This window comes from Mycobacterium sp. ACS1612 (assembly GCF_001667505.1).
Classification (GTDB): Bacteria; Actinomycetota; Actinomycetes; order Mycobacteriales; family Mycobacteriaceae; genus Mycobacterium.
Window position 1 is genome coordinate 38,129 of sequence record NZ_LZHZ01000022.1, and the last position, 22,504, is coordinate 60,632.

Sequence of the window (22,504 nt, forward strand, 5' to 3'; positions counted from 1 at the left end):
AACGCGCAGCGGCGTGCAGCGAAGGCACGAACCGCGGGAAATGGCAGGATGTTGCACGTGCCGAGCCCGCCGCCGACCGTGAGCAGACGTCAGATGTTGTTCGGGGCCGTGACGCTGGCGTTGCTTGGCGGCGCCGTCGCCGCGTGTGCTGAGCCGCCGCCGCCGGCTGAGGTCGCCGAACTCGCCGCGCAACTCGACCGGGCGCGCGCCGACAGTCAACTCGCCACCGACGCCGCGTCGGCGACACCGCCGCCCCCGACGGCGCAGGCGCTGACGGCGGTCGCCTCCGAGCGCGCCGCGCATGCGCAGGCGTTGTCCGACGAACTGGTGCGGATCGCGGGCAGCAAGGCGCCGACCGCGACGACGCCCACGACCACCACCACCGCCGCGGACGCCAAAGCGCCCAGCACCGCGGATGTGATCGCGGCGCTGCGTCGGTCGGCGGACGCCGCCACCGAATTGGCGGCCAAACAATCCGGCTATCGCGCCGGTCTGCTGGCCTCGATCGCCGCCTCGTGCACCGCGGCGTACACCGTCGCACTGGCCCCGGCGAAGGCAGCGCAATGACGTCACCGGAGACAACAACCACCACCACCACCACCACGACGACCACCACGACGTCGTCGCGGGCCGCCGAACCCACTACACCGGGGCGGCCGTCCAACGCGGCGGACGGCGCGCTGTTCGACGCAATCGCCACCGAGCACGCGACGATCTACGGCTACGGGTTGGTGTCGGCGCATTCCACGCCCGACGTCAACGACCTGGTGTCCGACGCGATGGCTGAACACAGGGACCGCCGCGAGGCCGCCATCGCGATGCTGCAGGCCCGCTCGATCGACCCGCCGCTACCTGCCGCCGGCTACCAGCTGCCGACCGAGGTCGACAACCCCACTGCCGCCGCCAATCTCGCGGTCCGGATGGAAGAGGACGCCGCCGTCGCGTGGCGCGCCGTTGTCGAGCAGGCGACCGACGAGAAGACCCGATCCTTCGGGGTGACCGCGCTGACGCAGTGCGCGGTGCGGGCCGCCCAGTGGAGCAAGGTGCTCGGCATCTCGCCGATCACCGTGGCGTTTCCAGGCGGCAGCGAGTAATTTACGACGCCAGCGCCGCCGAGATGTCGGCCGCCGCGCTGGCGACCGGGATCTGCTGCGTCTCGCCGGTGAACCGGTTGCGCAACTCCACGATGCCGTCGGCCCAGCCGCGACCCACCACGACGATCCACGGCACGCCGAGCAGTTCGGCGTCCTTGAACTTCACCCCCGGTGAGGCCTGCCGGTCGTCGAGCAGCACCTCGACGCCCAGCCCGTCCAACGCCTCGGCCAGTTCGACGGCGCCCGCCCGCGCGGCCTCGTCCTTGTTCGCGATCACCACGTGCGCGCCGAACGGCGACACCGACGACGGCCACCGCAAGCCCAGCTCGTCGTGGTGCTGTTCGGCGATGACGGCCACCAGCCGCGACACCCCGATGCCGTAGGACCCCATGGTCAGCCGGACCGGCTTGCCGTCCTCGCCGAGCACGTCGACCTCGAACGCGTTCGTGTACTTGCGGCCGAGCTGGAAGATGTGGCCGATCTCGATGCCGCGGGCCGACACCAGCGGGCCCGCCCCGTCCGGTGAGGGGTCGCCGTCGCGCACCTCGGCCGCCTCGATGGTGCCGTCGGCGACGAAGTCGCGTCCGGCGACCAGGCCCACCACGTGCTTGCCGGGTTCGTCGGCGCCGGTGATCCACGACGTGCCGTCGGTCACCCGCGGGTCGACGAGATAGCGAACTCCGTTGGCCAGCAACCCTTTCGGACCGATGTAACCCTTCGCCAGGAACGGATACTTCGGCCAGTCGGCATCCTCGAGCAGCGCGTACTCGGCGGGATCCAGCGCGGCCCCGAGCCGCTTCTCGTCGACCTCCCGATCGCCGGGCACCCCGACTGCGAGCAGCTCCCAGTCGCCGCCGGGTTGGCGCGTCTTGAGCACCACGTTCTTCAGGGTGTCCGCGGCGGTCACCTCGCGGTCCAACGCGGAATTGGCCCAGTCCACGAGCGTGGCGATGGTCGGGGTGCCCGGGGTGTCGTACACCTTCGCCTCGGGCTGGCGCTCGATCGGCAGCGGTTCGGGCACCGCGGTCACCACGGCTTCGACGTTGGCGGCGTAGCCCGATTCCAGGCACCGCACAAACGTGTCCTCGCCGATCTCGCTCTCGGCGAGGAACTCCTCGGATGCGCTGCCGCCCATCGCCCCGGACACCGCGGAGACGATCACGTAGCGCACGCCCAGTTCGGCGAAGATCCGCTGGTATGCGTCCCGGTGCCGCTGATAGGCGGCCTCGAGACCGGCGTCGTCGACGTCGAAGGAATACGAATCCTTCATCAAGAACTCGCGGCCGCGCAGGATGCCCGCGCGCGGCCTGGCTTCGTCGCGGTACTTCGTCTGGATCTGGTACAGCAGCACCGGAAAATCCTTGTAGCTGCTGTACTCCCCCTTGACCGTCAGCGCGAACAACTCTTCGTGTGTCGGGCCGAGCAGGTAGTCGTTCTTGCGCCGGTCCTGAAGCCGGAACACGCCGTCTCCGTACTCGGTCCACCGGTTGGTGACTTCGTAGGGCCCCTTGGGCAGCAGCGCGGGGAACAAAATCTCCTGTCCGCCGATGGCGTTCATCTCGGCGCGCACGATGTTCTCGATCTTGCGCAGGACGCGCAGGCCGAGCGGCAGCCAGCTGTACAGCCCAGGACCGACCGGGCGGACGTAGCCGGCCCGGATCAGCAGCTTGTGGCTGGGCACCTCGGCGTCGGCGGGGTCGTCACGCAGGGTGCGCAGGAACAGCTCGGACATGCGGGTGATCACAGCCGATCACCTTACTGACCCCAGCGTTTCGGCACATTCGGGTGTGGCATGGCCGCCCTGGGATTCTGCACCGATGGGCGACGTCGGCGAGCTCGGCGTGCGGTTGTCCGACCGCGTGCTGTCCCGAGGTGGTCTTCGTTGCTCTTCGGGAAATGCGCTGCTGATCACGCTCACCAGCTTCATGCGGCTCACGAACCATCGCGCTCATGTGCTCCTGGTGAGCGCAGTCACGGTCCTGCTCGGGTTGCTGTTGTATCTCGTGTCCGTGCTGGATCATCCGTTCGGCCCGATGGGCGTCACGGGGGAACCGTTCAGTCACGCCGTCACGGTGTTTGACCTGGTCGACCAGGAGTCGTGATCACCCTTGTGCTGCAACGGCTTTCGAGTTGCGCACGACGGCGGCGCCCGCCAGCGTCGCCACGACACCCGCGGTGATCCACACTGCCAGCACGCCGATCGGCTGAGTGAGGCCGTTGGCGTCGAAGTACACGATGCGCCGGAGCGCCTCGGTGCCCGCGCCGTTGGGCAGCACACCGCCGATCACCCGCCAGAACGGCGGCAGCACCGTCGGCGGGGATGCACCGCCCGCCGACGGGACACCGAGGATCACGAAGATCACCGCGGCCAGGCCGATGCCGACGAGCCTGAACGGCGTCTGCAGCGCCAATGTCACAGCCGTGGCCGAAAGTGTCACCAGCACACCGATTCCAGCGACCGGCCAGAAGTGGCCGTCGATCGCGCCGAGCACCGTGTCGGCGATCGCCGCGCCGCCGATCCCGGACGCCAGCGCGTAGCCGAGCGCCGCGCCCAGTCGCCAGGCCGCGCGCGGCGTGACGCCGACCAGCACCGCGAACAGCCAGCCACCGACCACCCAGCCGATGACCAGATAGAAGCCGGCGAGACCGCCCGCGTCGCCCGGATCGAGTGGCACCGCGTCGTGCACCGACACCGTCCGGTCGTGGACTTTGGCTGCGGTGTCGAACAGGTCTTCCACCACCGACGCCACCGACGGTCCCGCGGCGGAGGCCACCACCGCGAAGTCGTGGGTGTCTGCGGCGCTGACCACATACACCCCCGCGGCCTCGCCTGCGCGCAGCGACGCGAGCGCGACCCGCACGTCGTCCGAGGCGCTGGCCAGCAGCGGCTGTCCCGGTATCGCGTTCAACTGGTCGGCGACCTGGCGGCTCACGTCCTGCGCCGCGACCACGATCACCGGAATCCGGTGCGGCTGTGGCGCGTGCAGCGCACCGATGCAGGACAAGATCAACGCCAACTGCAGCACTAGCACCCCGAGGCCGAGCAGAACTGCGCGCCGCGCCGTCCCGTCAGTCACGTCCCTGCCAGGTGCAGATGCATGCTTCGTTGCCTTCGGGATCGGCCAGCACCCAGAACGCGGGCGCCGCCTCGTCGGAGAGCAACCTGCCGCCCGCGGCGATCGCCGCGTCGATGCGTGCCTCGGCCGCACGGTGCGGGACGTCGACGTCGAGGTGGATCCGATTGCGTTGCGGCCGTGGCGAATCCATCTGCTGGAACCAGATGACCGGTGCCCGGCCAGCGGGATCGATCAACGCCGCGTTCAGTTCGGAACCGGGTTCGTCGACGTAGCCGGTGACCGCCTTCCAGAACGGTCGCACCCGTTCGATGTCCAGCGCGTCGATCGCGATCTCGAGCGCCTGCACGGCGCCGGGCATTGGCTGCCATCCACGCGAGGCCAGGGCCGCCGACACCTCGCGGGCCAACCGGATATCGCGACCGGTGACCCGGCAGTCGTCGCTGGACTGCAACCGCAGCACGGCGCGGTCCGCGCGGATGTCGACGCTCAGATGCGTCTGGCCGTCGGCGCCTGTCGTCGAAACCGCAAGTGCGGCAATCTCGCTGGCCTCGGCGAGCGTTGACGCGGTCACCTCGGTGTACAGCGCGCCGAGAATCAGGCACCAGCCTGTCGGGTCGACGGCGTCGGAGATCTGCTGCCGTGTCGGTCGTGCGTCGTCGTCGCTCACAACTCGCCGGCCTCCACCGCGTCGCGGGTGTGTTGCGCGGTGGCGATCTGGCGGGCGGAGAAGCCGATCCAGAATGCGGCCACACCGACGATCACCGCGATGCCCGCAACCCACAGCAGCGAATAGGTGTAGCCGTGGCCCAGCGCGTCCAACTGAGCGGGCGTCATGTCCTTGACCGGTCCGGTGGTGCCGCCCAACCACAGCGTGCGCGACGTCTGCACGGCCTGGATCACCACCAACACCAATGGGCCGCCGAGGTTCTGCACCATGAGCGTGATCGACGACACCGGGCCGATCTCCCGCGGACCAACCTCCGCCACCGCGCACAGCGGCAGGATCACCGCGATCATCCCGATGCCGAATCCGCCGACGACGATCGGGGCGAACAAGTCGGGGAAATACGGGATGCTGCGGTCGAGCGTCGAACCGTAGAGCATGGCGGCGAGCACGAACACGCCGCCGCCGATGATCAGCCAGCGCGGCGCGATCCGCGGCGCCAGGCGGGCCGCCACCGCGCTGCCGATGCCGAACGCGATCGCGAACGGGATGAAGCCGACGCCGGCCTTCAACGCCGAATAGCCGAGCACGTCCTGCACCAGTAGGCCGATCATCACGGTCAGCGTCAGCAGGACCCCGCCGGCCAGGAACAGCGACACGAACGTCATCACCCGGTTGCGGTTGTCGAACACCGAGAACGGCACGATCGGATGCTCGGCGGTGCGTTCGACGATCAGGAACGCGATGAAGAACGCCGCCGACGCGACGCCCGCGCCGATCACCCACGGGTCGACCCATGCGCGCGGCGGGCCCTGCGTGAAGACGAACACCGCCGACGTGCAGCCCAGGGTGGCCAGCAGAGCGCCGGTGACGTCGAGCTTGAGTCGTTCGTGATGCGTCTCGCCCAGTCGCCGCACCGCGATGGTGATGATCGCGATGCCGATCGGCACGTTGATCAGAAACGCCAAACGCCATGAAATCACCGTGAGCGCGCCGCCGAGCACCAGGCCGAGCACCGAACCGATGCCCTGCATCGCCGCCGACACCGCGAGCGCTTTGTTGCGGGCCTGGCCGACGGCGTAGGTGGTGGCGATCAGGGCCAGGCCGGTCGGGGCGGCCACCGCGGCGCCTGCGCCCTGCACCGCGCGGGCCACGATCAGCGTGACGGGTTCGGTGGCCAGCCCGCACATCAGCGACGCGATGGTGAACACGCCGACGCCGGACAGGAAAGCCCGCTTGTGCCCGATCGCGTCGCCGACCCGCCCGCCGAGCAGCAACAACCCGCCGAACGTCAGCACGTAGCTGGTGATGACCCAACTCTTGGCGGCGTCGGAGAGATCCAACTCCGCCTGCATCCGCGGCAGCGCGACGATGACGATGGTGCCGTCGAGCGTCGACATGAGTTGCATGCCGGTGATCGCGATGATCGCGATGCCCAGCACCGAGGAGGACAGGGGCGCCGTGGAGCGCTCAGTTGACTCCCCGGCAGACATGGCTTGCCAGCCTACCGAGGATCAAATCGATAGAGCTCGCTCAGGCTTGATGTCGAGCTAGAGCTCTCCGCTGTCGATCGCGTCCTTGACTTCCTGCGCGTGCGCCACCTGCTCGGAGGTGTAGCCGATGAACAGCGCCACCGCGCCGACGATCACCGCGACCGCGGCCACCCACAGCAGCCCGTAGGTGTAGCCCTGATCCAGGGCGTGCAGTTGCGCGCTGTCCATGTTCTTCACCGGCCCGGTGGTGCCGCCGAGGTACAGCGTGCGCGACGTGATGACCGCCTGGATCACCGCCAGCACGACCGGCCCGCCGAGGTTCTGCAGCATCAACGCGATCGCCGACACCGGCCCGATCTGGTCGAAGCCCACCCCGGCGATGGCCGAAACGGTCAACGGGACGACGATCATGCCGATGCCGAAGCCACCGACCACGATGGGCACCACCAGGTTCGGGAAGTACGGGATGCCGCCGTTGAGCGTCGAGCCGTAGATCATCGCGCCCAGCACCAGCACGCCGCCCGCGATCACCAGCACCCGCGGCGGGAACAGCGACACCAGATGCGACGACAGGCCGAGGCCGACGCCGAGTGCGACCACGAACGGGATGAACCCGACGCCCGCGCGTAACGCGCTGTAGCCCATGATGTCCTGCACGTACAGGCCGATCAGCACGGTCAGCGTGAACATCACGCCGCCTGCGAGGAAGACGGCGGCGAACGTGGCAACCCGGTTGCGCTCCTTGAACAGTTCGAAAGGCACGACCGGGTTTTCGGCGGACCGCTCGACGTAGAGGAACGCGATGAAGAAGGTCAGCGCGGCGAGTCCGGAGCCCACCGTCAACGGCTTGAGCCAGCCGTGTTCGGGGCCCATCGAGAAGCCGAACACCGCGAACGTGCACGCCAGCGTCGCCAGGATGGCGCCTGCGGCGTCGAGCTTGAGCCGTTCCCGGTGCGTCTCGCGAAGCGTGGTGCGGGCCAACTGGATCATCAGCAGGCCGATCGGGATGTTGATCAGGAACGCCCACCGCCAGGACACCTCGGTCAGCGCACCGCCGACGATCAGGCCCATCACCGAGCCGACCCCGGTCATCGCGGCGAAGATCGCGGTGGCGGCGTTGCGCGCGGGCCCCTTCGGGAACGTGGTCGCGATCAGTGCCAGCGCCGTGGGCGAAGCGATCGCCGCGCCGACCCCCTGCAGCAGTCGGGCGGTGACCAGGGTGGCCTCGTTCCACGCCAGTCCACACAGTATGGAGGCGATGGTGAACAGCGCGACGCCTGCGATGAACGTGCGCTTGCGGCCGATGGTGTCGCCGAGCCTGCCGCCGAGCAGCATCAGCCCGCCGAAGGTCAGCACGTAGGCGGTGATCACCCAGCTGCGACCGGCGTCGGACAGGCTCAGCTCGTCCTGAATCTTAGGAAGCGCGACGATGGCAACGGTGCTGTCCATGGTGGCGAGCAGCTGCATGCCACCGATCGCGATCACCGCGGCGACGAACCGCCGCGAGGGTAGCCAAGCTAGTGACCTGCCTGTTTGCTCGAGCCCAGAGTGGTCCACGTTTATCGGAAGCCCCCTGTTAGCCCCACCTTCGGCATCACGACGGATGGCAGCTCGCTCTGCGTCATTGAGAGCCGTCATAGGTGGTTACCTTACAGTAATCTTAAGAATCCTTTATCCGGCGAAGGCCGCGACGGAGCCGATCACGATGATCGCCGGGGGCCTGATGCCCTCTTCGCGGATCCGCTCCGAGGCGTCGGAAAGCGTCGCACGCAAAGTTCGCTGAGCGGACGTCGTCCCGTGCTGCACCACGAGCACCGGCGTATCCGCAGGTCGACCGCCTTCCAACAACGCCTTGGCGAACAACTCGATGCGCTCGACGGCCATCAGCAACACGATCGTCCCCGACAGCGCGGCCAGCGCATTCCAATTCACTAACGATTCGGGGTGGTCGGGCGCAACGTGGCCGCTGACCACCACGAATTCATGCGTGACGTGCCTATGTGTGACCGGAACACCCGCCAGCGCGGGAACCGCTATGGCGCTCGTCACACCCGGCACGACGCTGACCGGAATCCCGGCTTCCGCGCACGCGATCACCTCCTCGTAGCCGCGTGCGAACACGAACGGGTCACCGCCCTTGAGTCGGACGACGAACTTGCCCTGTTTGGCCCGTTCGATCATCACCTCGTTGATCGCGTCCTGCGCCATCGCCCGGCCGTACGGGATCTTCGCGGCGTCGATGACCTCGACCTGCGGCGGCAGTTCGGCCAGCAGTTCCTGCGGGGCAAGCCGGTCGGCGACGACGACGTCCGCGTGCGCCAGCAGGCGCCTGCCCCGCACGGTGATCAACTCCGGGTCGCCAGGTCCGCCGCCGACCAGCGCGACACCGCCCTGTACTGCGCCTGGCGCGTCGGCCGTGATGACTCCTTGTTGCAGCGCCTCGTGGATGGCCGACCGGATGGCCGCCGAGCGGCGGTGCTCACCGCCGGCCAGCACCCCGACCGACAGACCCTCGTAATCGAATGAGGCGGGTGTGACGGCAGTGCCCTCACGGGCGATGTCGGCGCGCACGCAGAAGATGTGCCTGCGGTCGGCCTCGGCGACAACGGCGGCGTTGACGGCCGGATCGTCGGTGGCCGCGATCACATACCAGGCGTCGTCGAGGTCGCCGTCGCGAAACTCCCGCAGCGTCAACGTGATTCCGGGCATACCCTCGACGGCCGGGGTGGCGCTGCGGGTGATGACGTGCACGTCGGCACCGTTGGCGATCAGCAGCGGCAGGCGGCGCTGGGCCACCGTGCCACCCCCGACGACCACGACCTTCTTGCCGGCCAGGCGCAGGCCGACGAGGTAGGCGTTGTCCGAGGTCATTTCCGCGGAACTCACCCGGCGAGCTTAGAGGTTGCCGCCGCGGGAGCTAAAGCGCGGCTCAGCCGCGGGAGCTAAAGCGCGGCTCAGCCGCGGCCACGAAGCGGGATATCGCATGCGGATGCGCGGCGGGGTGGGTGTGCAGATACGACGCGTGCACGCCGCGGTCGACGGCGCCGTCGCGGACCCCGCCTGCGAAGACCCAGGCAGGCGGGTAGCTGTCGGCGAAAGTGACTGTGGTGCGGTGGAATTCGTGTCCCATCGCCCGCTCGCCGACGGCATGCAGCGCCGAGTCGGTGACCGCGACGGCCTCCCGGTAGCCCAGGGTCAGCCGATCGGTGAACCGCGCCGATCCGGCCAGCACGCCGCACATCGGGTGCCCGTCGAGGTGGTCGACCAGATACGTCAGACCCGCGCATTCCGCCTGAATCGGCGCGCCGCCCGCGGCCAGGTGATGGATCTGTTGGCGGACAACATCGTTGGCCGACAGATCCGTGCCGAACTGCTCGGGAAATCCGCCGGGAATCACCAGCGCATCGGTCGACGACGGCAGCGGATCGGCCAGCGGGTCGAATTCGACGACGTCGCCGCCGGCGGCCCGCAACAGTTCGCCGTGTTCGGTGTAGCCGAACGAGAAGGCCCTGCCCGCCGCCAGCGCGACCGTGACGCCCGCGGCCACCGGATCGGCCGCGGCGGGCTGCCACGGCGCGTCGGTCACCCTGCTGGCCGCCACGGCGACGACGCCCGCCAGGTCGACGTGTCTGCCCACCAGTTCGGTCATCGCGTCAACGGCGGCCCGCGCCTGCTCGCCGTGTTCGACGGCGGTGACCAGGCCGAGGTGCCGCGACGGGACGGCCAGTTCGTCGGCGCGCGGGATCGCGCCCAGCACCGGCACGCCCGCGTGTTCGCAGGCCTGTCGCAGCACCTCCTCGTGGCGCGTCGAGCCGACGCGGTTGAGGATCGCCCCCGCGATGCGCACCGACTGGTCGAACGTCGAAAAGCCGTGCAGCAGGGCCGCGATGCTGTGGCTTTGGCCTCTGGCGTCGACTACCAGCACCACCGGCGCGCCCAGCAGCGCGGCGACGTGCGCGGTGGATCCCTGGGCCGTCGCGCTGTCGGTGATGCGGCCGTCGAACAAGCCCATCACGCCCTCGACGACGGCGATGTCGGCATCCGCACTGCCGTGCCGGTACAGCGGGCCGATCAGGTGCTCCCCCACCAGCACCGGGTCCAGGTTGCGGCCCGGCCGCAGCGCCGCCAGCGCGTGGTAGCCGGGGTCGATGAAGTCCGGGCCCACCTTGAACGGTGCGACGCGGCGCCCGGCGCGCCGCAGCGCACCCATCAAACCCGTTGCGACAGTAGTCTTTCCGCTGCCCGACGCGGGCGCGGCGATGACCACCGCTGGCGTACTCACGTCACCTCTCCCCGCGAGTGACCGTGTCTGCACGCCGACACGCCGCAATTGTTGGCAATTCGGGGTCGCTCGCGCCGGTGGAGTTCACCACTCGATGCCCTTCTGACCCTTGCGGCCGACGTCCATCGGGTGCTTCACCTTCGTCATCTCGGTCACCAGATCGGCGGCGTCGAGCAACTGCTGCGGCACATCACGGCCGGTGATCACCACATGCTGGGTCCCCGGCCGCGACGTCAGCGTCGCGACCACCGAGTCGACGGACACCCAGCCCCACTTCAGCGGATAGGTGAACTCGTCGAGCACATAGAAGTCGTGCCGCTGCTCGGCGAGTCGCCGCGTGATCTCGGCCCACCCATCGGCGGCGGCCGCGGCGTGGTCGACCTCGCTGCCCTGTTTACGCGACCACGACCACCCCGAGCCCATCTTGTGCCACTCGACCGGCCCGCCGACCCCGTGCTCGTCGTGCAACCGGCCCAACTCCCGGAATGCGGCCTCTTCGCCGACTTTCCACTTCGCGCTCTTGACGAATTGGAACACCGCGACGTCGAAGCCCTGGTTCCAGGCCCGCAGCGCCATGCCGAACGCCGCGGTCGACTTGCCCTTGCCCGCGCCGGTGTGCACCGCCAGCAGCGGCGCGTTGCGACGGGCGCGTGTCGTCAAGCCGTCGTCGGGGACGGTGAGCGGTTGACCCTGTGGCATCGCGGTCTCCTTACGCGGCAGTGCGCACGACGTCGGTGAGTGCGTCGGCGCGCAAATGCGCCAACCGCACCGCAGGCGCGCCGAGTTGGTGGGCCAGCTGCTCCGCCAAACCCAGTCGCACATAAGAGGTTTCACAGTCCACCACGACGGCTGTTGCCCCCTCCGCGACCAGCAGGCCCGCGGCGGTCCGCGCGCGGCCCAGCGGATCGGGTCCACCCGTCGCGCGCCCGTCGGTGAGTACGACGACAAGGCTGCGCCTGACCCTGTCGCGCGCCTTCTCCCGCACCACCACGTCGCGGGCGGCCAGCAGGCCTTGCGCCAGCGGCGTTTTCCCGCCGGTGTCGAACCGCGCCAGTCGCCTGCTCGCGATGTGCACCGACGACGTCGGCGGCAACAACAGCTTGGCGTCCTGCTGCCGGAACGTGATCACCGCGACCTTGTCGCGGCGCTGGTACGCGTCGCGCAACAGCGACAGCGTCGCCCCGCCGACGGCCGACATGCGATCACGCGCAGCCATCGACCCTGATGCGTCGACGACGAAGATGACCAGATTGCCTTCGCGGCCTTCCCGTATCGACCGTCGCACGTCCTGTGCTTCCGGACGCGGTCTGCCCGGCATCCGCTGGCGACCCGCGGCGGCCAACAGCGTCCCGAACACGTGCACGCCGTGCCCCGCGTCCCAGTCGTCCGTCGCCGCGATCGCCTTTCCGGTGCGGTTGCGGGCCCGCGACCGACGGCCGGGTGCGCCGTCGCCGACGCCGGGCACCACCAGCGCCCTCGTCCGGAACACCGGTGATGGCGCCGCGCTCGGCCGGGTGGCTGAGTTCGAATTATGTTGTGGCACAGAATCGTCAGGACCAGACGATTTGCCCCCGCCCGGCGGGGGATCCGGGTCGGGCTCGGGCTCGTCGGCCGTTTCGCCGGCCTGTGCCATCGCGTCGTCGAGTTGGTCCTGATCCAGTCCGGGGTCGTCGAACGGGTCACGCCGCCGCCGGTGCGGCAGCGCCAGTTCGGCGGCCACCCGAATGTCCTCTTCGCCCACCGTATCGGCGCCCCGCCAGGCCGCGTGCGCGACGGCCGTGCGCGCCACCACCAAATCGGCGCGCATACCGTCGACGTCGAACGCCGCGCACAGCGCCGCGATGCGTCGTAATTCGCTGTCCGGCAACGGCACTGACGCCACCCGCGCACGCGCATCGGCGACGCGGCGGGCCAACTCGGCGTCCGCGGACGCATAGCGCTCGGCGAATCCGGCGGGGTCGGCCTCGAACGCCATCCGCTGCCGGATCACCTCGGCGCGCACCTCCACGTCGCGGGAGGCCTGCACATCGACGGTCAACCCGAACCTGTCGAGAAGCTGCGGTCGCAGTTCGCCTTCTTCGGGGTTCATCGTGCCGATGAGCACGAAGCGCGCCTCGTAGTTGTGCGAAACACCGTCGCGCTCAACGTGAACCCGCCCCATCGCCGCGGCATCGAGAATCACGTCGACCAGATGGTCGTGCAGCAGGTTGACCTCGTCGACGTACACCACGCCGCCGTGCGCGCGGGCCAGCAGACCCGGCGAGAACGCGTGCTCCCCGTCGCGCAGGACCTTCTGCAGATCCAGCGACCCGACCACCCGGTCCTCGGTCGCGCCGATCGGCAACTCGACCAGTGCCGCGCCGTCGATGTCGGCCAGCACATGCGCCAACGCGCGCACCGCCGTCGACTTCGCGGTGCCCTTCTCACCGCGGATCAGCACACCGCCGATCTCCGGTCGCACCGCACACAACAGCAGCGCCAACCGCAGCCGCTCATGGCCGACGATCGCGCTGAACGGATAGCCCGGCGTCACGTGTGCACGCCCGCCTTGATCATCGGCACGTGCGGGATGCCGTCGTCGAGGAACTCGTCACCGTCGCGAACGAAGCCGTGCCTGCCGTACATCTCCTCGAGGTAGGTCTGCGAGTTGATGCGGCACGGATAGTCGCCGACCTCCGCCAAGGCGGCTTGCAGCAGCCGGTTGGTGTGGCCGTGGCCGCGCGCACTGCGTTTGGTGCAGACCCGCCCGATGCGGAAGCCCTTGTGCCCGCCCGGATGTTCCTCCATCAGCCGCAGCGTCGAGATGACCTCGCCGTCGGGCGTTTCCAACCAGAAGTGCCGGGTTTCGGCATCCAGGTCGCGGCCGTCCAACTCCGGATACGGGGTGGCCTGCTCCACCACGAACACCTCGACGCGCAGCTTGAGCAGCTCGTAGAGGGTCGCGGCGTCCAGGTCCTTGGCCCAACTGCGGCGCAACGCAACCGTCATCGGGCCGTCACCGACTCATTCAATTTCAGTACCTTGGTGCCCCACGACCAGACCTCCTCGAACAGCGCCGGTTCCTTCGACAATGCGGTGCCGAGCGACGGCACCATCTCCTTGAGCTTGGGCAACCACGTCGGATAGCGGTCGGGAAAACAACGCTGCATGACGTCGAGCATCGCAGGCACCGCAGTCGACGCGCCGGGCGAGGCACCCAGCAGCCCGGCGATCGTGCCGTCGGCGGCGGCCAACACCGAGGTGCCGAAGTCCAACACGCCGCGACCGCCCTTGACCCGACGGATCACCTGCACCCGCTGCCCGGCCACATCCAACTGCCAGTCGGAATCGACTGCGCCAGGCATGAATTCGCGCAGCGCATGCACGCGTTCGGAATCCGGCTGCACCAGCTGGCCGATCAGATACTTGACGAACTTGGTCTGCGACGCCGCGGCGGTGACCATCGGCATCAGGTTGTTCGGCCGCACCGACAACAGCAGATCAGTCGGATTGCCGTGCTTCAAGAACCTCGGTGACCAGGCGGCGAACGGCCCGAACACCAGCCACGGCTTGCCGTTGATCACCCTGGCGTCCAGATGAGAGCCGGCCATCGGCGGCGCCCCCGGTGGCGGCATGCCGTACACCTTGGCGCGGTGCGCGGCAGTCAGCGCGGGCCGGTCGCTGCGCAGGAACGCACCGCCGACCGGAAAACCCCCGAACCCGGCGGATTCGGCGATGCCGGACTTCTGCAACAGCGGAATGGTGCCGCCGCCTGCCCCGACGAACACGAACTTGGCGGTCAGCTTTCGCGTCTCCCCGGTGCGGCGGTTGGCGACCGACAGTGTCCAACTGCCGTCGGCCTGCTTGCTGAGACGCCGCACTTCGTGGCCGAACATCGTGGCCATGCCCTGGGCGGCGCCATAGCTGATGAGCTGTCGTGACAACGCCCCGAAATCGACGTCGGTGCCGTCCTGCGCCCACGCCAGCGCGATCGGCTCGGCGAAATCGCGCCCCCGGGCCATCAGCGGTAGCCGTCTGGCGAATTCGTCGCGGTCCTCGATCAGCTCCAGCGAGGCGAACAGCGGATTGCCGACGAGCGCGTCGTGCCGCCGTTTCAGGTAGCCGACGGGTCCTGCGCCGCGCACGAAGCTGACGTGTGGGATCGGATGCAGAAAGCCGCGGACGTCGGGCAGCAGCCCGTTTTCCACGGCGTACGCCCAGAACTGGCGGGTCACCTGGAACTGCTCGTTGACCTGGACGGCCTTGCTGATCTCGATCGAACCGTCCGGGCGCTCCGGCGTGTAGTTGAGCTCGCACAGCCCGGCGTGCCCGGTGCCCGCGTTGTGCCACGCGTAGCTGCTCTCGGCCGCCGCCGCGTCCAACCGCTCGATCAGGGTGATCGACCAGTCCGGCGCCACCTGCCGCAACAGCGCGCCCAGCGTGGCGCTCATGATGCCGGCGCCTACCAGCACGACGTCGGTCTGTGCGGTCTTCGGGTCAGACATCGCTGTTCAGGCTATCCCGCCGGGCTCGGCCCGGGTCGATACGGGCGCGCCGTTAAGGTGGCTGTTGTGCCTGGATGGGAGCCCGATGTGCTGCCTGGCTATTGGCAGCAGACATTTCAGCTCGGCCCGGATCCGGACGGCGAGGGCGACCTGGTCGCCACGTTGGTGCGCCGCGGCGAGGCCGACCCGTCCGCGAAACACGCCGTGCTGCTGGTGCACGGGTTCACCGACTACTTCTTCAACACCGACCAGGCCGACCACGCCGCCGCCAGAGGCTTCGCCGTCTACGCACTCGACCTGAACAAGTGCGGGCGGTCGTGGCGCGAGGGCCAGACACCGCATTTCACCACCGACCTGGCCCGCTACGACGCCGAACTCGAGCGGACGCTCGACGTGATCGCGCAGGAATCACCCAAGGCCGCCATTCTGATCAACGGCCATTCCACCGGCGGCCTCATCGTCGCGCTGTGGCTGGACCGGGTGCGGCGCCGCGGTGACACCGCCAGGCGACGCATCGCGGGCCTGGTCCTCAACAGTCCGTGGCTGGATCTGCAGGGCCCCGCGATTCTGCGCACCGCGCCGACGGGCGCCGTGATCGGCGCCATCTCCCGGCTCCGCAAGACGCGGGTGCTGAGGTCGCCCACCGAGGGCGGTTACGGCGCGACGCTGCACCGGGAATACGGCGGTGAATTCGACTACAACCTGGCGTGGAAGCCGATCGGCGGGTTCCCCGTCACGTTCGGCTGGCTGCACGCGATCCGCCGGGCGCACGCCAGGCTGCACCGCGGTCTCGACGTCGGCGTGCCCAACCTGATCCTGCGGTCCGACCGCAGCGTGCGCGAAGCCAGGGACCCCGACAAGATCCAGCGCGGCGACGCGGTGCTCGACGTCAAGCAGATCGCGCGCTGGGCGGGCTGCATCGGCAACCACTCGACGATCGTGCCGATTGCCGACGCCAAGCACGACGTCTTCTTGTCGGTGCCCGAGTCGCGGCAAGCGGCGTACCGGGCACTCGACCAGTGGCTGGATTTGTATCTGGCCGAACCCACCGATGCGCCAACCCGATCCGAACGAGGGTGATCACATGAGCCATTTCGACATCGCAATCATCGGCACCGGTTCGGGTAACTCGATCCTCGACGAGCGCTACGCCGACAAGAAGGTGGCGATATGCGAGCAGGGCACCTTCGGCGGCACCTGCCTCAACGTCGGCTGCATCCCGACGAAGATGTTCGTCTACGCCGCCGATGTCGCCCAAAGTGCCCGGGAGTCATCACGATTCGGTGTCGACGCACACATCGACGGGGTGCGGTGGACGGACATCGTCTCGCGGGTGTTCGGCCGTATCGACCCGATCGCTCTCGGCGGTGAGAACTACCGCCGGTCCTCACCGAACGTGCAGGTGTTCGCCAGTCACACCCGGTTCCGGCCGACGCTGCCCGACGGCCGCTACGCGCTGCGCACCGAGGACGGCGACGAGTTCACCGCCGATCAGGTGGTGATCGCGGCCGGGTCCCGCGCCGTGGTGCCCGACGCGGTGGCCGAATGCGGCGTACCGCACCACACCAGCGACACCGTCATGCGCATCGCCGAGGTGCCCGAGCACGTCGTCATCATCGGCGGCGGGTTCGTGGCTTGTGAGTTCGCCCACGTCTTTTCGTCGCTCGGCAGCCGGGTGACGATGTTGATCCGCGGCAGCTCGCTACTGCGCGGGCACGACGACGACATCACGATGCGCTTCACCGACCTCGCCAGCCGCAAGTGGGAGATCCGCAACCACCATGAGTTGGCCGACGCCCGCGCGGTCGGCGACGGGGTGGAGATTCGGTGCACGGACGGCTCGACGGTGCGCGGCGACGTGCTGCTGGTGGCGACCGGCCGGGTGCCCAACGGCGACCTGCTGGACGCCGAACACGCGGGTGTGAAGGTCAACGCGGGCGGCCAGGTGGTGGTGGATCAGTTCCAACGCACCTCGGCGCGCAACATCTTCGCGCTGGGCGACGTGTCATCGGACTATCAGCTCAAGCACGTCGCGAACCACGAGGCCCGCGTCGTCAAGCACAACCTGTTGCAGGATTGGGACGACACCGAGGCGCTGATGCCGTCCAGTCACCGGTATGTGCCGTCAGCGGTGTTCACCGAGCCACAGATCGCCAGCGTCGGCCTCACCGAAAACGAGGCCAGAGCAAAGGGTTTCAACATCAAGGTGAAGATCCAGGACTTCGGTGACGTGGCGTACGGCTGGGCGATGGAGGACACCACCGGCATCGCGAAGATCATCGTCGACGAGGACACCGGGCTGCTGCTCGGCGCGCACATCATGGGGCACCAGGCGTCCTCGCTGATCCAGCCGCTGATCCAGGCGATGGCGTTCGACCTGCCGGCTCAGGAGATGGCCCGCGGCCAGTACTGGATCCACCCGGCGCTGCCCGAGGTGGTCGAGAACGCGTTGCTGACGCTATGCGGCGAGCCGCCGTGGCCGCCGTCCAAACGACACTAGGACGCGTCCACGGCTGGCGCCCAACGCTTTTCGACCTGCCCGAAGCGCCAGACCGCCACGGCGATCAGCCATGCCGCGATGAACAGCCCGACGATCATGAAGCCGACGAACTCGAGGTTCGCCGACGCGATCGCGGCCAGCGGACCCGAGTGGATGCCGAACCGCTCAGCCACCAGACCCGAGAGCAGGATGACGCCGATCACCAGCGCGACGATCACCGACAGCACCGTCACGGTGAGGTTGTAGTACACCTTGCGGACGGGCTGCAGGAACGCCCACCCGTAGGCTCTGGACATCAGGATGCCGTCGACCGCGTCGAACAGGCTCATGCCCGCGGCGAACAGCACCGGCAGCACCAGGATGGCGTACCAGGGCAGCGTGAACGCCGCCGTTCCCGCGGCGAGCACCAGCAGCGCCACCTGCGTTGCGGTGTCGAAGCCGAGGCCCATCAGCAGGCCGACCGGGTACAGGTGCCACGGCTTGCTGACCCGGCGCATCACCCTGGCGAAGATCCTGGCCAGAAATCCGCGGCTGGCGAGTTGCCGTTCGAGTTCGGCCTCGTCGAGGTCGCCGCTGCGCATCCGGCGGAACACCTTGGCGATGCCCACCGCCGCGAACATGTTCGACAGCCCGATCAGAATCAGGAAGGTGCCAGCCACCAGTGAGCCGATCAGGCCGAGCGTCTGCAGTAGCGGCGAACCCTCGTCCTGCACCGGGCCCACCACCGCGCGCACGCCGATCGCCAGCAGGAACGCCAGCCCGAACACCACGCTGGAATGTCCCAGTGAGAACCAGAATCCCGCCGACAGCGATCTGGTGCCCTCACCCACCAACTTGCGGGTGGTGTTGTCGATGACGGCGATGTGGTCGGCGTCGAACGCGTGGCGCACCCCGAGCAGGTATGCGGTCACGCCGAGTCCGACGCCGAACACCCCGGCCGATCCCAGGGTGATGTGCTGCGGCGCCACCCCGAAGACCAGCACGCCCCAGCCGAACAGGTGGAGCGCGGAGACCACGCCGCCCATCGCGGTGATCGTCGTCCAGTCCGTACGGTCGAATCGCTTGCTGTCAGGCTGTTCGACGACGGTCATGGGGCGAGCCTATGCCGCCATCGGTTCATCTGTCTAGATGTTCAGATGATCATGCCAACCGTTTGGTCGCGGTGACCAACAGATACTCGGCGTTCCACCCACCGTCTTGCTGCCACTCTGTCAGGAAAGCCTCCAAGTCGCGATCCAGGGCGTCGACGCGGTCGGGTTTGTCCTGGTTGAACCGGTAGGTCGCGATGGTCGGGCCGTAGTTGCGCTTCCAGTACTCGCGGAACTCGACCGGGTCGGTGCAGTGGTCGAGCCGCACGGTCTGCCGCCGCGCCGTCAGGTCGGCGATTCGGTCACCCAACAGCGACCGCACATGGTCCTCGTTGCCCCACAGCGGCGCCGGACTGGCGCCGGGCGGGGGCGGCGGAGCGTACGGCTTCATCGTGGCAAACAGGTTGCCGAGGAAACCGTCGGGCGTCCAGTTGATCAGGCCGATGGTGCCCCCCGGCCTGCACACCCGGATCAACTCGTCGGCGGCCACCTGGTGGTGCGGAGCGAACATCACCCCGACGCAGGACATCACAACGTCGAAACTGTTGTCCGCGAACGGCATTGCCTCCGCATCGGCCTCGACCCACTCGAGTTCTACGCCGCGTTCGGCCGCGATCCGCCTGCCGGTGTCGAAAAGTTCCGGGGTCAGGTCACTGGCGGTCACGATCGCACCGGCCTGCGCGGCGGGAATCGCCGCGTTGCCCGAACCGGCTGCCACGTCCAGCACGCGGTCACCTGGTTTCACTCCGGTAGTCCGCACAAGCTCGGGCCCGAGCGCGGGGATGAGTTCGGCGGCGACAGCCGGATAGTCACCCGACGCCCACAGCGCGCGGTGTTTGGCCTTGAGCGCCCGGTCGGCGCCCGCGTCGTACAGCCGTTCTTGTTCAGCAGTGCTCACAATCGTCCTCCTCAGGTCTACTGCTGATATTCACGGTGGCTTACGGGCATTCGACGACGGTTCGGCGATCGTGAAATGCGCAGGTCAAACTGCCTAAGCGAGGCGGCGCAAGGCTGCGATCGCCGTCGCGACGGCTTGCGCGCCGGTCAGCGCCGCGCCGGGCACCTGCACTTCGTGCAGCGGCGAGGGTTTACCCGCCGACACCAGCGCGTGGTGCAGTGCGCGCGCGTCGTCGTCGGCGCCCGATCGCGCCAGCAACCGCGCGACGTACCGCAGGTTGAGCCACTGCTGGCTCCAATCCCCCACCCGGTCCCAATGGTCGAGCACGTCGATGAAAAGCCGTGCCGCCGTTGCCGGATCGCCGTGCACACCCCGCGTCGCCGCGGCCTCCATCAACGCGATGCCGTGCCACCAGAAATTCTGCACCGAAGCGGCCAGCTCCGCGGCCTCGTCGAAGAGGGCCAGAGCACGGTCCGGTTCGGACTTCTTCAGCACCAGGCCCAGCGCGTAGCGTGCCATCGACCGCGCTGTCGGGTTGGCCGTGGCGTCGGCCACCCGCTCCGATTCCTCGGCGGCGGGTAAGCCTGCGGCGGGATCGCGCAGCACGGCGTGACAGATCGCGACATAGAACAGCGTCCACACCAACCGAATCGGGTCCTCGTCGCGATGAGCCCGGGCCACCTCGGCGTCGTAGTGGATCAGCGCGGCGTGCGGATCCCCTTCGTAGAGCGCCAGATCCGCGAGCACGTCGCCCGGATAGCCGACGCGGCCGGTGCCGCGGCCGGGATTGCGTCCCTGCGCCTTGCCCGCCAGGGCCCTCGCGCGCGCGAAGTCGCCGCGGTTCCACGCGCCCCGCGCAGCGAAACCGACGGCGGCGGGATACAACCGATGTTCACGGTCGGCCACCTCGACGAGATGTTCGGCCCAGCCCGAGGCCTCGTAGCCGACGCGCAGATGCGCGAGTTCGGCCATCGACGTGACCAGGCGCAGCGCCAGATCGACATCGCCTGCCGCCGCGGCGTATTCGTATGCGGCACGCAGGTTGTCGTAGTCCGGCAGGATCCGGTGCACCCACGCGCGTTCGTCGGCGGTGTGCATCCCCGCGGCCGCCTGCTCGGCCAGCGCCGTGTAGTACGCAGCATGCCGCACTGCATAGAGATCGCCAACGTCGGCGTCCCGCAACATCTTTCGACCGTATCCGCGCAGCGTCTCCAGGACGACGAACCGGGACCGGTCGGCGCCGCCGCGCACCGTCACCATCGACTTGTCGACGAGGCCGGTGAGCGACTCGAGCGTGTCGTGGTCGTCGGTGTTCTCGTCAGCGCACACCCCGTGTGCCGACTCGAGGTCGAACCCGCCCGCGAAGACCGACAACCGGGTGAACAACGCCTGCTCGGGCTGCGATAGCAGGTGATAGGACCAGTCGATGGTGGCGGCGAGGCTCTGCTGGCGCGGGTGTGCACCGCGGGCGCCGCCGCTGAGCAGGCGCAGCCCGTCGAGTCGGCGCGCCACGTCCAGGCTGCTCATCACGCGCATCCGAGCCGCCGCCAATTCGATTGCCAGCGGCAGCCCGTCGAGTCGCCTGCAGATCTCAGCGACCGCGCCGACGGGTTCGTGCTCGAGGTCGAAGTCAGGCCTGCCTGCCTTGGCCCGCTCGGCGAACAATCGCGCGGCGTCGTCGTCGGTCAGCGGCGGAACCGGCAGCACCCGTTCGCCTGCCACCCCCAGCGCCTCCCTGCTGGTAGCGAGCACCGTCACCTTCGGGCAGTGCTGTGCGATCCGGTCGAGTATCGCTGCGGCCGCGTCCAGGACGTGTTCGCAGTTGTCCACGACCAGCAGTAGGTCGCGGCTGCGCAAGTACTCGATCACAGTGTCCTCGATGCCGAGCCCTTGTTGCTGCTGCAACCGCAGCGTGGCCGCCAGCGCGTGGCTCACCGCACCGCTCTCCACGGGCGCGAGTTCGCAGAACCACACACCGTCGAGGTATCGCTCGGCCTCGGCGCCTGCCGCTTCGAGGGCGAGGCGGGTCTTGCCGACGCCGCCGACACCGGTCAGCGTGACCAGCGCCGCCTCCTGCAGGGCCGCGGCGACCTGGCGCACCTCCTGCGTGCGGCCCACGAAACTCGTTGTCCTGCGCGGTAAGTGAGGCTGGGGCCGACTGACGCGCGACGGCTTCGATACGACGGGTTCGCCTTCCAGTATCGACTGGTGCACCCCGCGCAGCAAAGGCCCGGGATCGACCCCGAGTTCGTCGACGAGACGTTCCCGCACCCGCGCGTAGGTGTCGAGCGCGTCGGCCTGCCTTCCGCTGCGGTACTGCGCCAGCATCAACTGGCCGGCAAGCCGCTCGTCGAGCGGATGCGCGTGCACCGCCGCGGTGAGCTCACCCAGCAGTTCGGCATGCCTGCCTGCACGCAGCGCGGCGTCGTTGCGGTCGAGCTGCACTGAAAGCCGTTCGGCGGTAAGGGCAGTGCGGACGTCGTTGACCCACGGGGTGTCGATCGCGACGAACGGGTCGCCGCGCCACAAGCTCAGTGCGCTGTCGAACGCCGCCGCGGCTTCGACCGGTTCGGCAGCCGCGCGGGCCTGCGTCACCAGGTGACGGAATCGGTGCAGGTCGACGGCCAACGGGTCGACAGCCAACTTGTATCCGCCGGGCTCGCGGACAATTTGCACGTCCGCTGCGTCGGCGAACAGTTGACGAAGCCGGGAGATGTACGCCGCAAGCGCATTGCGGCCCTTGTGCGGCGGGGTGTCAGCCCAGACGCGGTCGATGAGTTGATCGACCGGCACAGGACGATTGGCATCCACGAGCAGGGCGACCAGGACGCACCGTTGGCGGACGTGGCCGATCTCCAGACGCTGCCCGTCGACGCGCGCTTCGACGTCGCCGAGCAAACGGAATTCGGTCGTCACACGCTATA

Annotated in this window: 19 protein-coding genes; 5 read left to right on the forward strand and 14 right to left on the reverse strand. The window is 68.8% G+C overall.

Annotated features, from left to right (window positions below; all coding sequences use genetic code 11):
- The first annotated feature begins 48 nt into the window (after positions 1 to 48).
- Both A5724_RS08755 and A5724_RS08760 read left to right on the forward strand, forming a co-directional pair.
- The gene (locus A5724_RS08755) at positions 49 to 567 is read left to right on the forward strand and encodes a hypothetical protein (protein ID WP_156752198.1); all 519 of its coding nucleotides are present in this window, start codon (positions 49 to 51) and stop codon (positions 565 to 567) included.
- Positions 564 to 1,094 carry a ferritin-like domain-containing protein gene (locus tag A5724_RS08760; RefSeq protein WP_082964923.1) on the forward strand — a complete coding sequence of 177 codons (531 nt, stop codon included), beginning with the start codon at positions 564 to 566 and terminating at the stop codon, positions 1,092 to 1,094. Before A5724_RS08755 ends, A5724_RS08760 begins: the two co-directional genes overlap by 4 nt.
- 1 nt (position 1,095) lies before the next feature.
- Here the strand turns inward: A5724_RS08760 and A5724_RS08765 are convergent, their stop codons facing one another.
- Entirely contained in the window at positions 1,096 to 2,838 is a 1,743-nt protein-coding gene (locus A5724_RS08765; protein WP_067799390.1) for a proline--tRNA ligase, read from the reverse strand.
- 73 nt (positions 2,839 to 2,911) lie between these two features.
- Here A5724_RS08765 and A5724_RS08770 point away from each other — a divergent pair, with 73 nt between their 5' ends.
- Complete coding sequence (locus A5724_RS08770; RefSeq protein WP_067799391.1) at positions 2,912 to 3,196, forward strand: hypothetical protein; 285 nt, start codon at positions 2,912 to 2,914, stop codon at positions 3,194 to 3,196.
- Here A5724_RS08770 and A5724_RS08775 read toward each other — a convergent pair whose 3' ends face one another.
- The 10 genes from A5724_RS08775 to mqo form a co-directional block, all read right to left on the reverse strand.
- A complete protein-coding gene (locus A5724_RS08775; RefSeq protein ID WP_067799398.1) occupies positions 3,197 to 4,171 on the reverse strand; it encodes a DUF3533 domain-containing protein in 975 nt (324 codons plus the stop codon).
- Positions 4,164 to 4,838, reverse strand: a complete 675-nt coding sequence (locus A5724_RS08780; RefSeq protein WP_067799401.1) for a VOC family protein — start codon at positions 4,836 to 4,838, stop codon at positions 4,164 to 4,166. Before A5724_RS08780 ends, A5724_RS08775 begins: the two co-directional genes overlap by 8 nt.
- Positions 4,835 to 6,328, reverse strand: a complete 1,494-nt coding sequence (locus tag A5724_RS08785) for an MFS transporter (protein ID WP_067799404.1) — start codon at positions 6,326 to 6,328, stop codon at positions 4,835 to 4,837. Before A5724_RS08785 ends, A5724_RS08780 begins: the two co-directional genes overlap by 4 nt.
- Before the next feature lie 57 nt (positions 6,329 to 6,385).
- Positions 6,386 to 7,966 carry an MFS transporter gene (locus tag A5724_RS08790; RefSeq protein WP_067799405.1) on the reverse strand — a complete coding sequence of 527 codons (1,581 nt, stop codon included), beginning with the start codon at positions 7,964 to 7,966 and terminating at the stop codon, positions 6,386 to 6,388.
- 33 nt (positions 7,967 to 7,999) lie between these two features.
- Positions 8,000 to 9,199 (reverse strand): uroporphyrinogen-III C-methyltransferase, encoded by a 1,200-nt coding sequence (cobA, locus tag A5724_RS08795; protein ID WP_067799408.1) that lies wholly within the window; start codon positions 9,197 to 9,199, stop codon positions 8,000 to 8,002.
- Between the two features lie 58 nt (positions 9,200 to 9,257).
- Positions 9,258 to 10,610, reverse strand: coding sequence for a cobyrinate a,c-diamide synthase (locus tag A5724_RS08800; protein WP_067799411.1), 1,353 nt, complete (start codon positions 10,608 to 10,610; stop codon positions 9,258 to 9,260).
- A gap of 84 nt (positions 10,611 to 10,694) precedes the next feature.
- Positions 10,695 to 11,309, reverse strand: a complete 615-nt coding sequence (gene cobO, locus A5724_RS08805; RefSeq protein WP_067799417.1) for a cob(I)yrinic acid a,c-diamide adenosyltransferase — start codon at positions 11,307 to 11,309, stop codon at positions 10,695 to 10,697.
- Positions 11,310 to 11,319: 10 nt separating this feature from the next.
- Positions 11,320 to 13,143: a magnesium chelatase subunit D family protein gene (locus A5724_RS08810; protein ID WP_067799420.1), complete on the reverse strand. Its 1,824-nt coding sequence runs from the start codon at positions 13,141 to 13,143 to the stop codon at positions 11,320 to 11,322.
- Positions 13,140 to 13,598, reverse strand: coding sequence for a GNAT family N-acetyltransferase (locus tag A5724_RS08815; protein ID WP_067799422.1), 459 nt, complete (start codon positions 13,596 to 13,598; stop codon positions 13,140 to 13,142). The genes A5724_RS08810 and A5724_RS08815 overlap by 4 nt, the downstream gene beginning before the upstream one ends.
- Positions 13,595 to 15,094, reverse strand: coding sequence for a malate dehydrogenase (quinone) (gene mqo, locus A5724_RS08820; protein ID WP_067799423.1), 1,500 nt, complete (start codon positions 15,092 to 15,094; stop codon positions 13,595 to 13,597). The genes A5724_RS08815 and mqo overlap by 4 nt, the downstream gene beginning before the upstream one ends.
- 66 nt (positions 15,095 to 15,160) lie before the next feature.
- On the opposite strand from mqo, the gene A5724_RS08825 reads away from it, so the two are divergent.
- Positions 15,161 to 16,174 carry an alpha/beta hydrolase gene (locus A5724_RS08825; RefSeq protein ID WP_067799432.1) on the forward strand — a complete coding sequence of 338 codons (1,014 nt, stop codon included), beginning with the start codon at positions 15,161 to 15,163 and terminating at the stop codon, positions 16,172 to 16,174.
- 4 nt (positions 16,175 to 16,178) lie between these two features.
- Positions 16,179 to 17,594: a mycothione reductase gene (mtr, locus tag A5724_RS08830; protein WP_067799810.1), complete on the forward strand. Its 1,416-nt coding sequence runs from the start codon at positions 16,179 to 16,181 to the stop codon at positions 17,592 to 17,594.
- Here mtr and A5724_RS08835 read toward each other — a convergent pair.
- From A5724_RS08835 to A5724_RS08845, 3 genes are all read right to left on the reverse strand, one after another.
- Entirely contained in the window at positions 17,591 to 18,685 is a 1,095-nt protein-coding gene (locus A5724_RS08835) for a HoxN/HupN/NixA family nickel/cobalt transporter (RefSeq protein WP_067799438.1), read from the reverse strand. The two genes, mtr and A5724_RS08835, sit on opposite strands and share 4 nt — an antisense overlap.
- Before the next feature lie 49 nt (positions 18,686 to 18,734).
- Entirely contained in the window at positions 18,735 to 19,580 is an 846-nt protein-coding gene (locus tag A5724_RS08840; RefSeq protein WP_197518593.1) for a class I SAM-dependent methyltransferase, read from the reverse strand.
- Positions 19,581 to 19,673: 93 nt separating this feature from the next.
- Positions 19,674 to 22,496: a BTAD domain-containing putative transcriptional regulator gene (locus tag A5724_RS08845; RefSeq protein ID WP_067799439.1), complete on the reverse strand. Its 2,823-nt coding sequence runs from the start codon at positions 22,494 to 22,496 to the stop codon at positions 19,674 to 19,676.
- Positions 22,497 to 22,504: the final 8 nt, after the last annotated feature.

Coding starts and splice junctions, on each gene's coding strand:
- A5724_RS08755 (WP_156752198.1), top strand. CDS start 49: ATGTTGCACGTGCCGAGCCCGCCGCCGACCGTGAGCAGACGTCAGATG.
- A5724_RS08760 (WP_082964923.1), top strand. CDS start 564: ATGACGTCACCGGAGACAACAACCACCACCACCACCACCACGACGACC.
- A5724_RS08770 (WP_067799391.1), top strand. CDS start 2,912: ATGGGCGACGTCGGCGAGCTCGGCGTGCGGTTGTCCGACCGCGTGCTG.
- A5724_RS08785 (WP_067799404.1), bottom strand. CDS start 6,328: ATGTCTGCCGGGGAGTCAACTGAGCGCTCCACGGCGCCCCTGTCCTCC.
- A5724_RS08790 (WP_067799405.1), bottom strand. CDS start 7,966: ATGACGGCTCTCAATGACGCAGAGCGAGCTGCCATCCGTCGTGATGCC.
- cobA (WP_067799408.1), bottom strand. CDS start 9,199: ATGACCTCGGACAACGCCTACCTCGTCGGCCTGCGCCTGGCCGGCAAG.
- cobO (WP_067799417.1), bottom strand. CDS start 11,309: ATGCCACAGGGTCAACCGCTCACCGTCCCCGACGACGGCTTGACGACA.
- A5724_RS08815 (WP_067799422.1), bottom strand. CDS start 13,598: ATGACGGTTGCGTTGCGCCGCAGTTGGGCCAAGGACCTGGACGCCGCG.
- mqo (WP_067799423.1), bottom strand. CDS start 15,094: ATGTCTGACCCGAAGACCGCACAGACCGACGTCGTGCTGGTAGGCGCC.
- mtr (WP_067799810.1), top strand. CDS start 16,179: ATGAGCCATTTCGACATCGCAATCATCGGCACCGGTTCGGGTAACTCG.
- A5724_RS08835 (WP_067799438.1), bottom strand. CDS start 18,685: ATGACCGTCGTCGAACAGCCTGACAGCAAGCGATTCGACCGTACGGAC.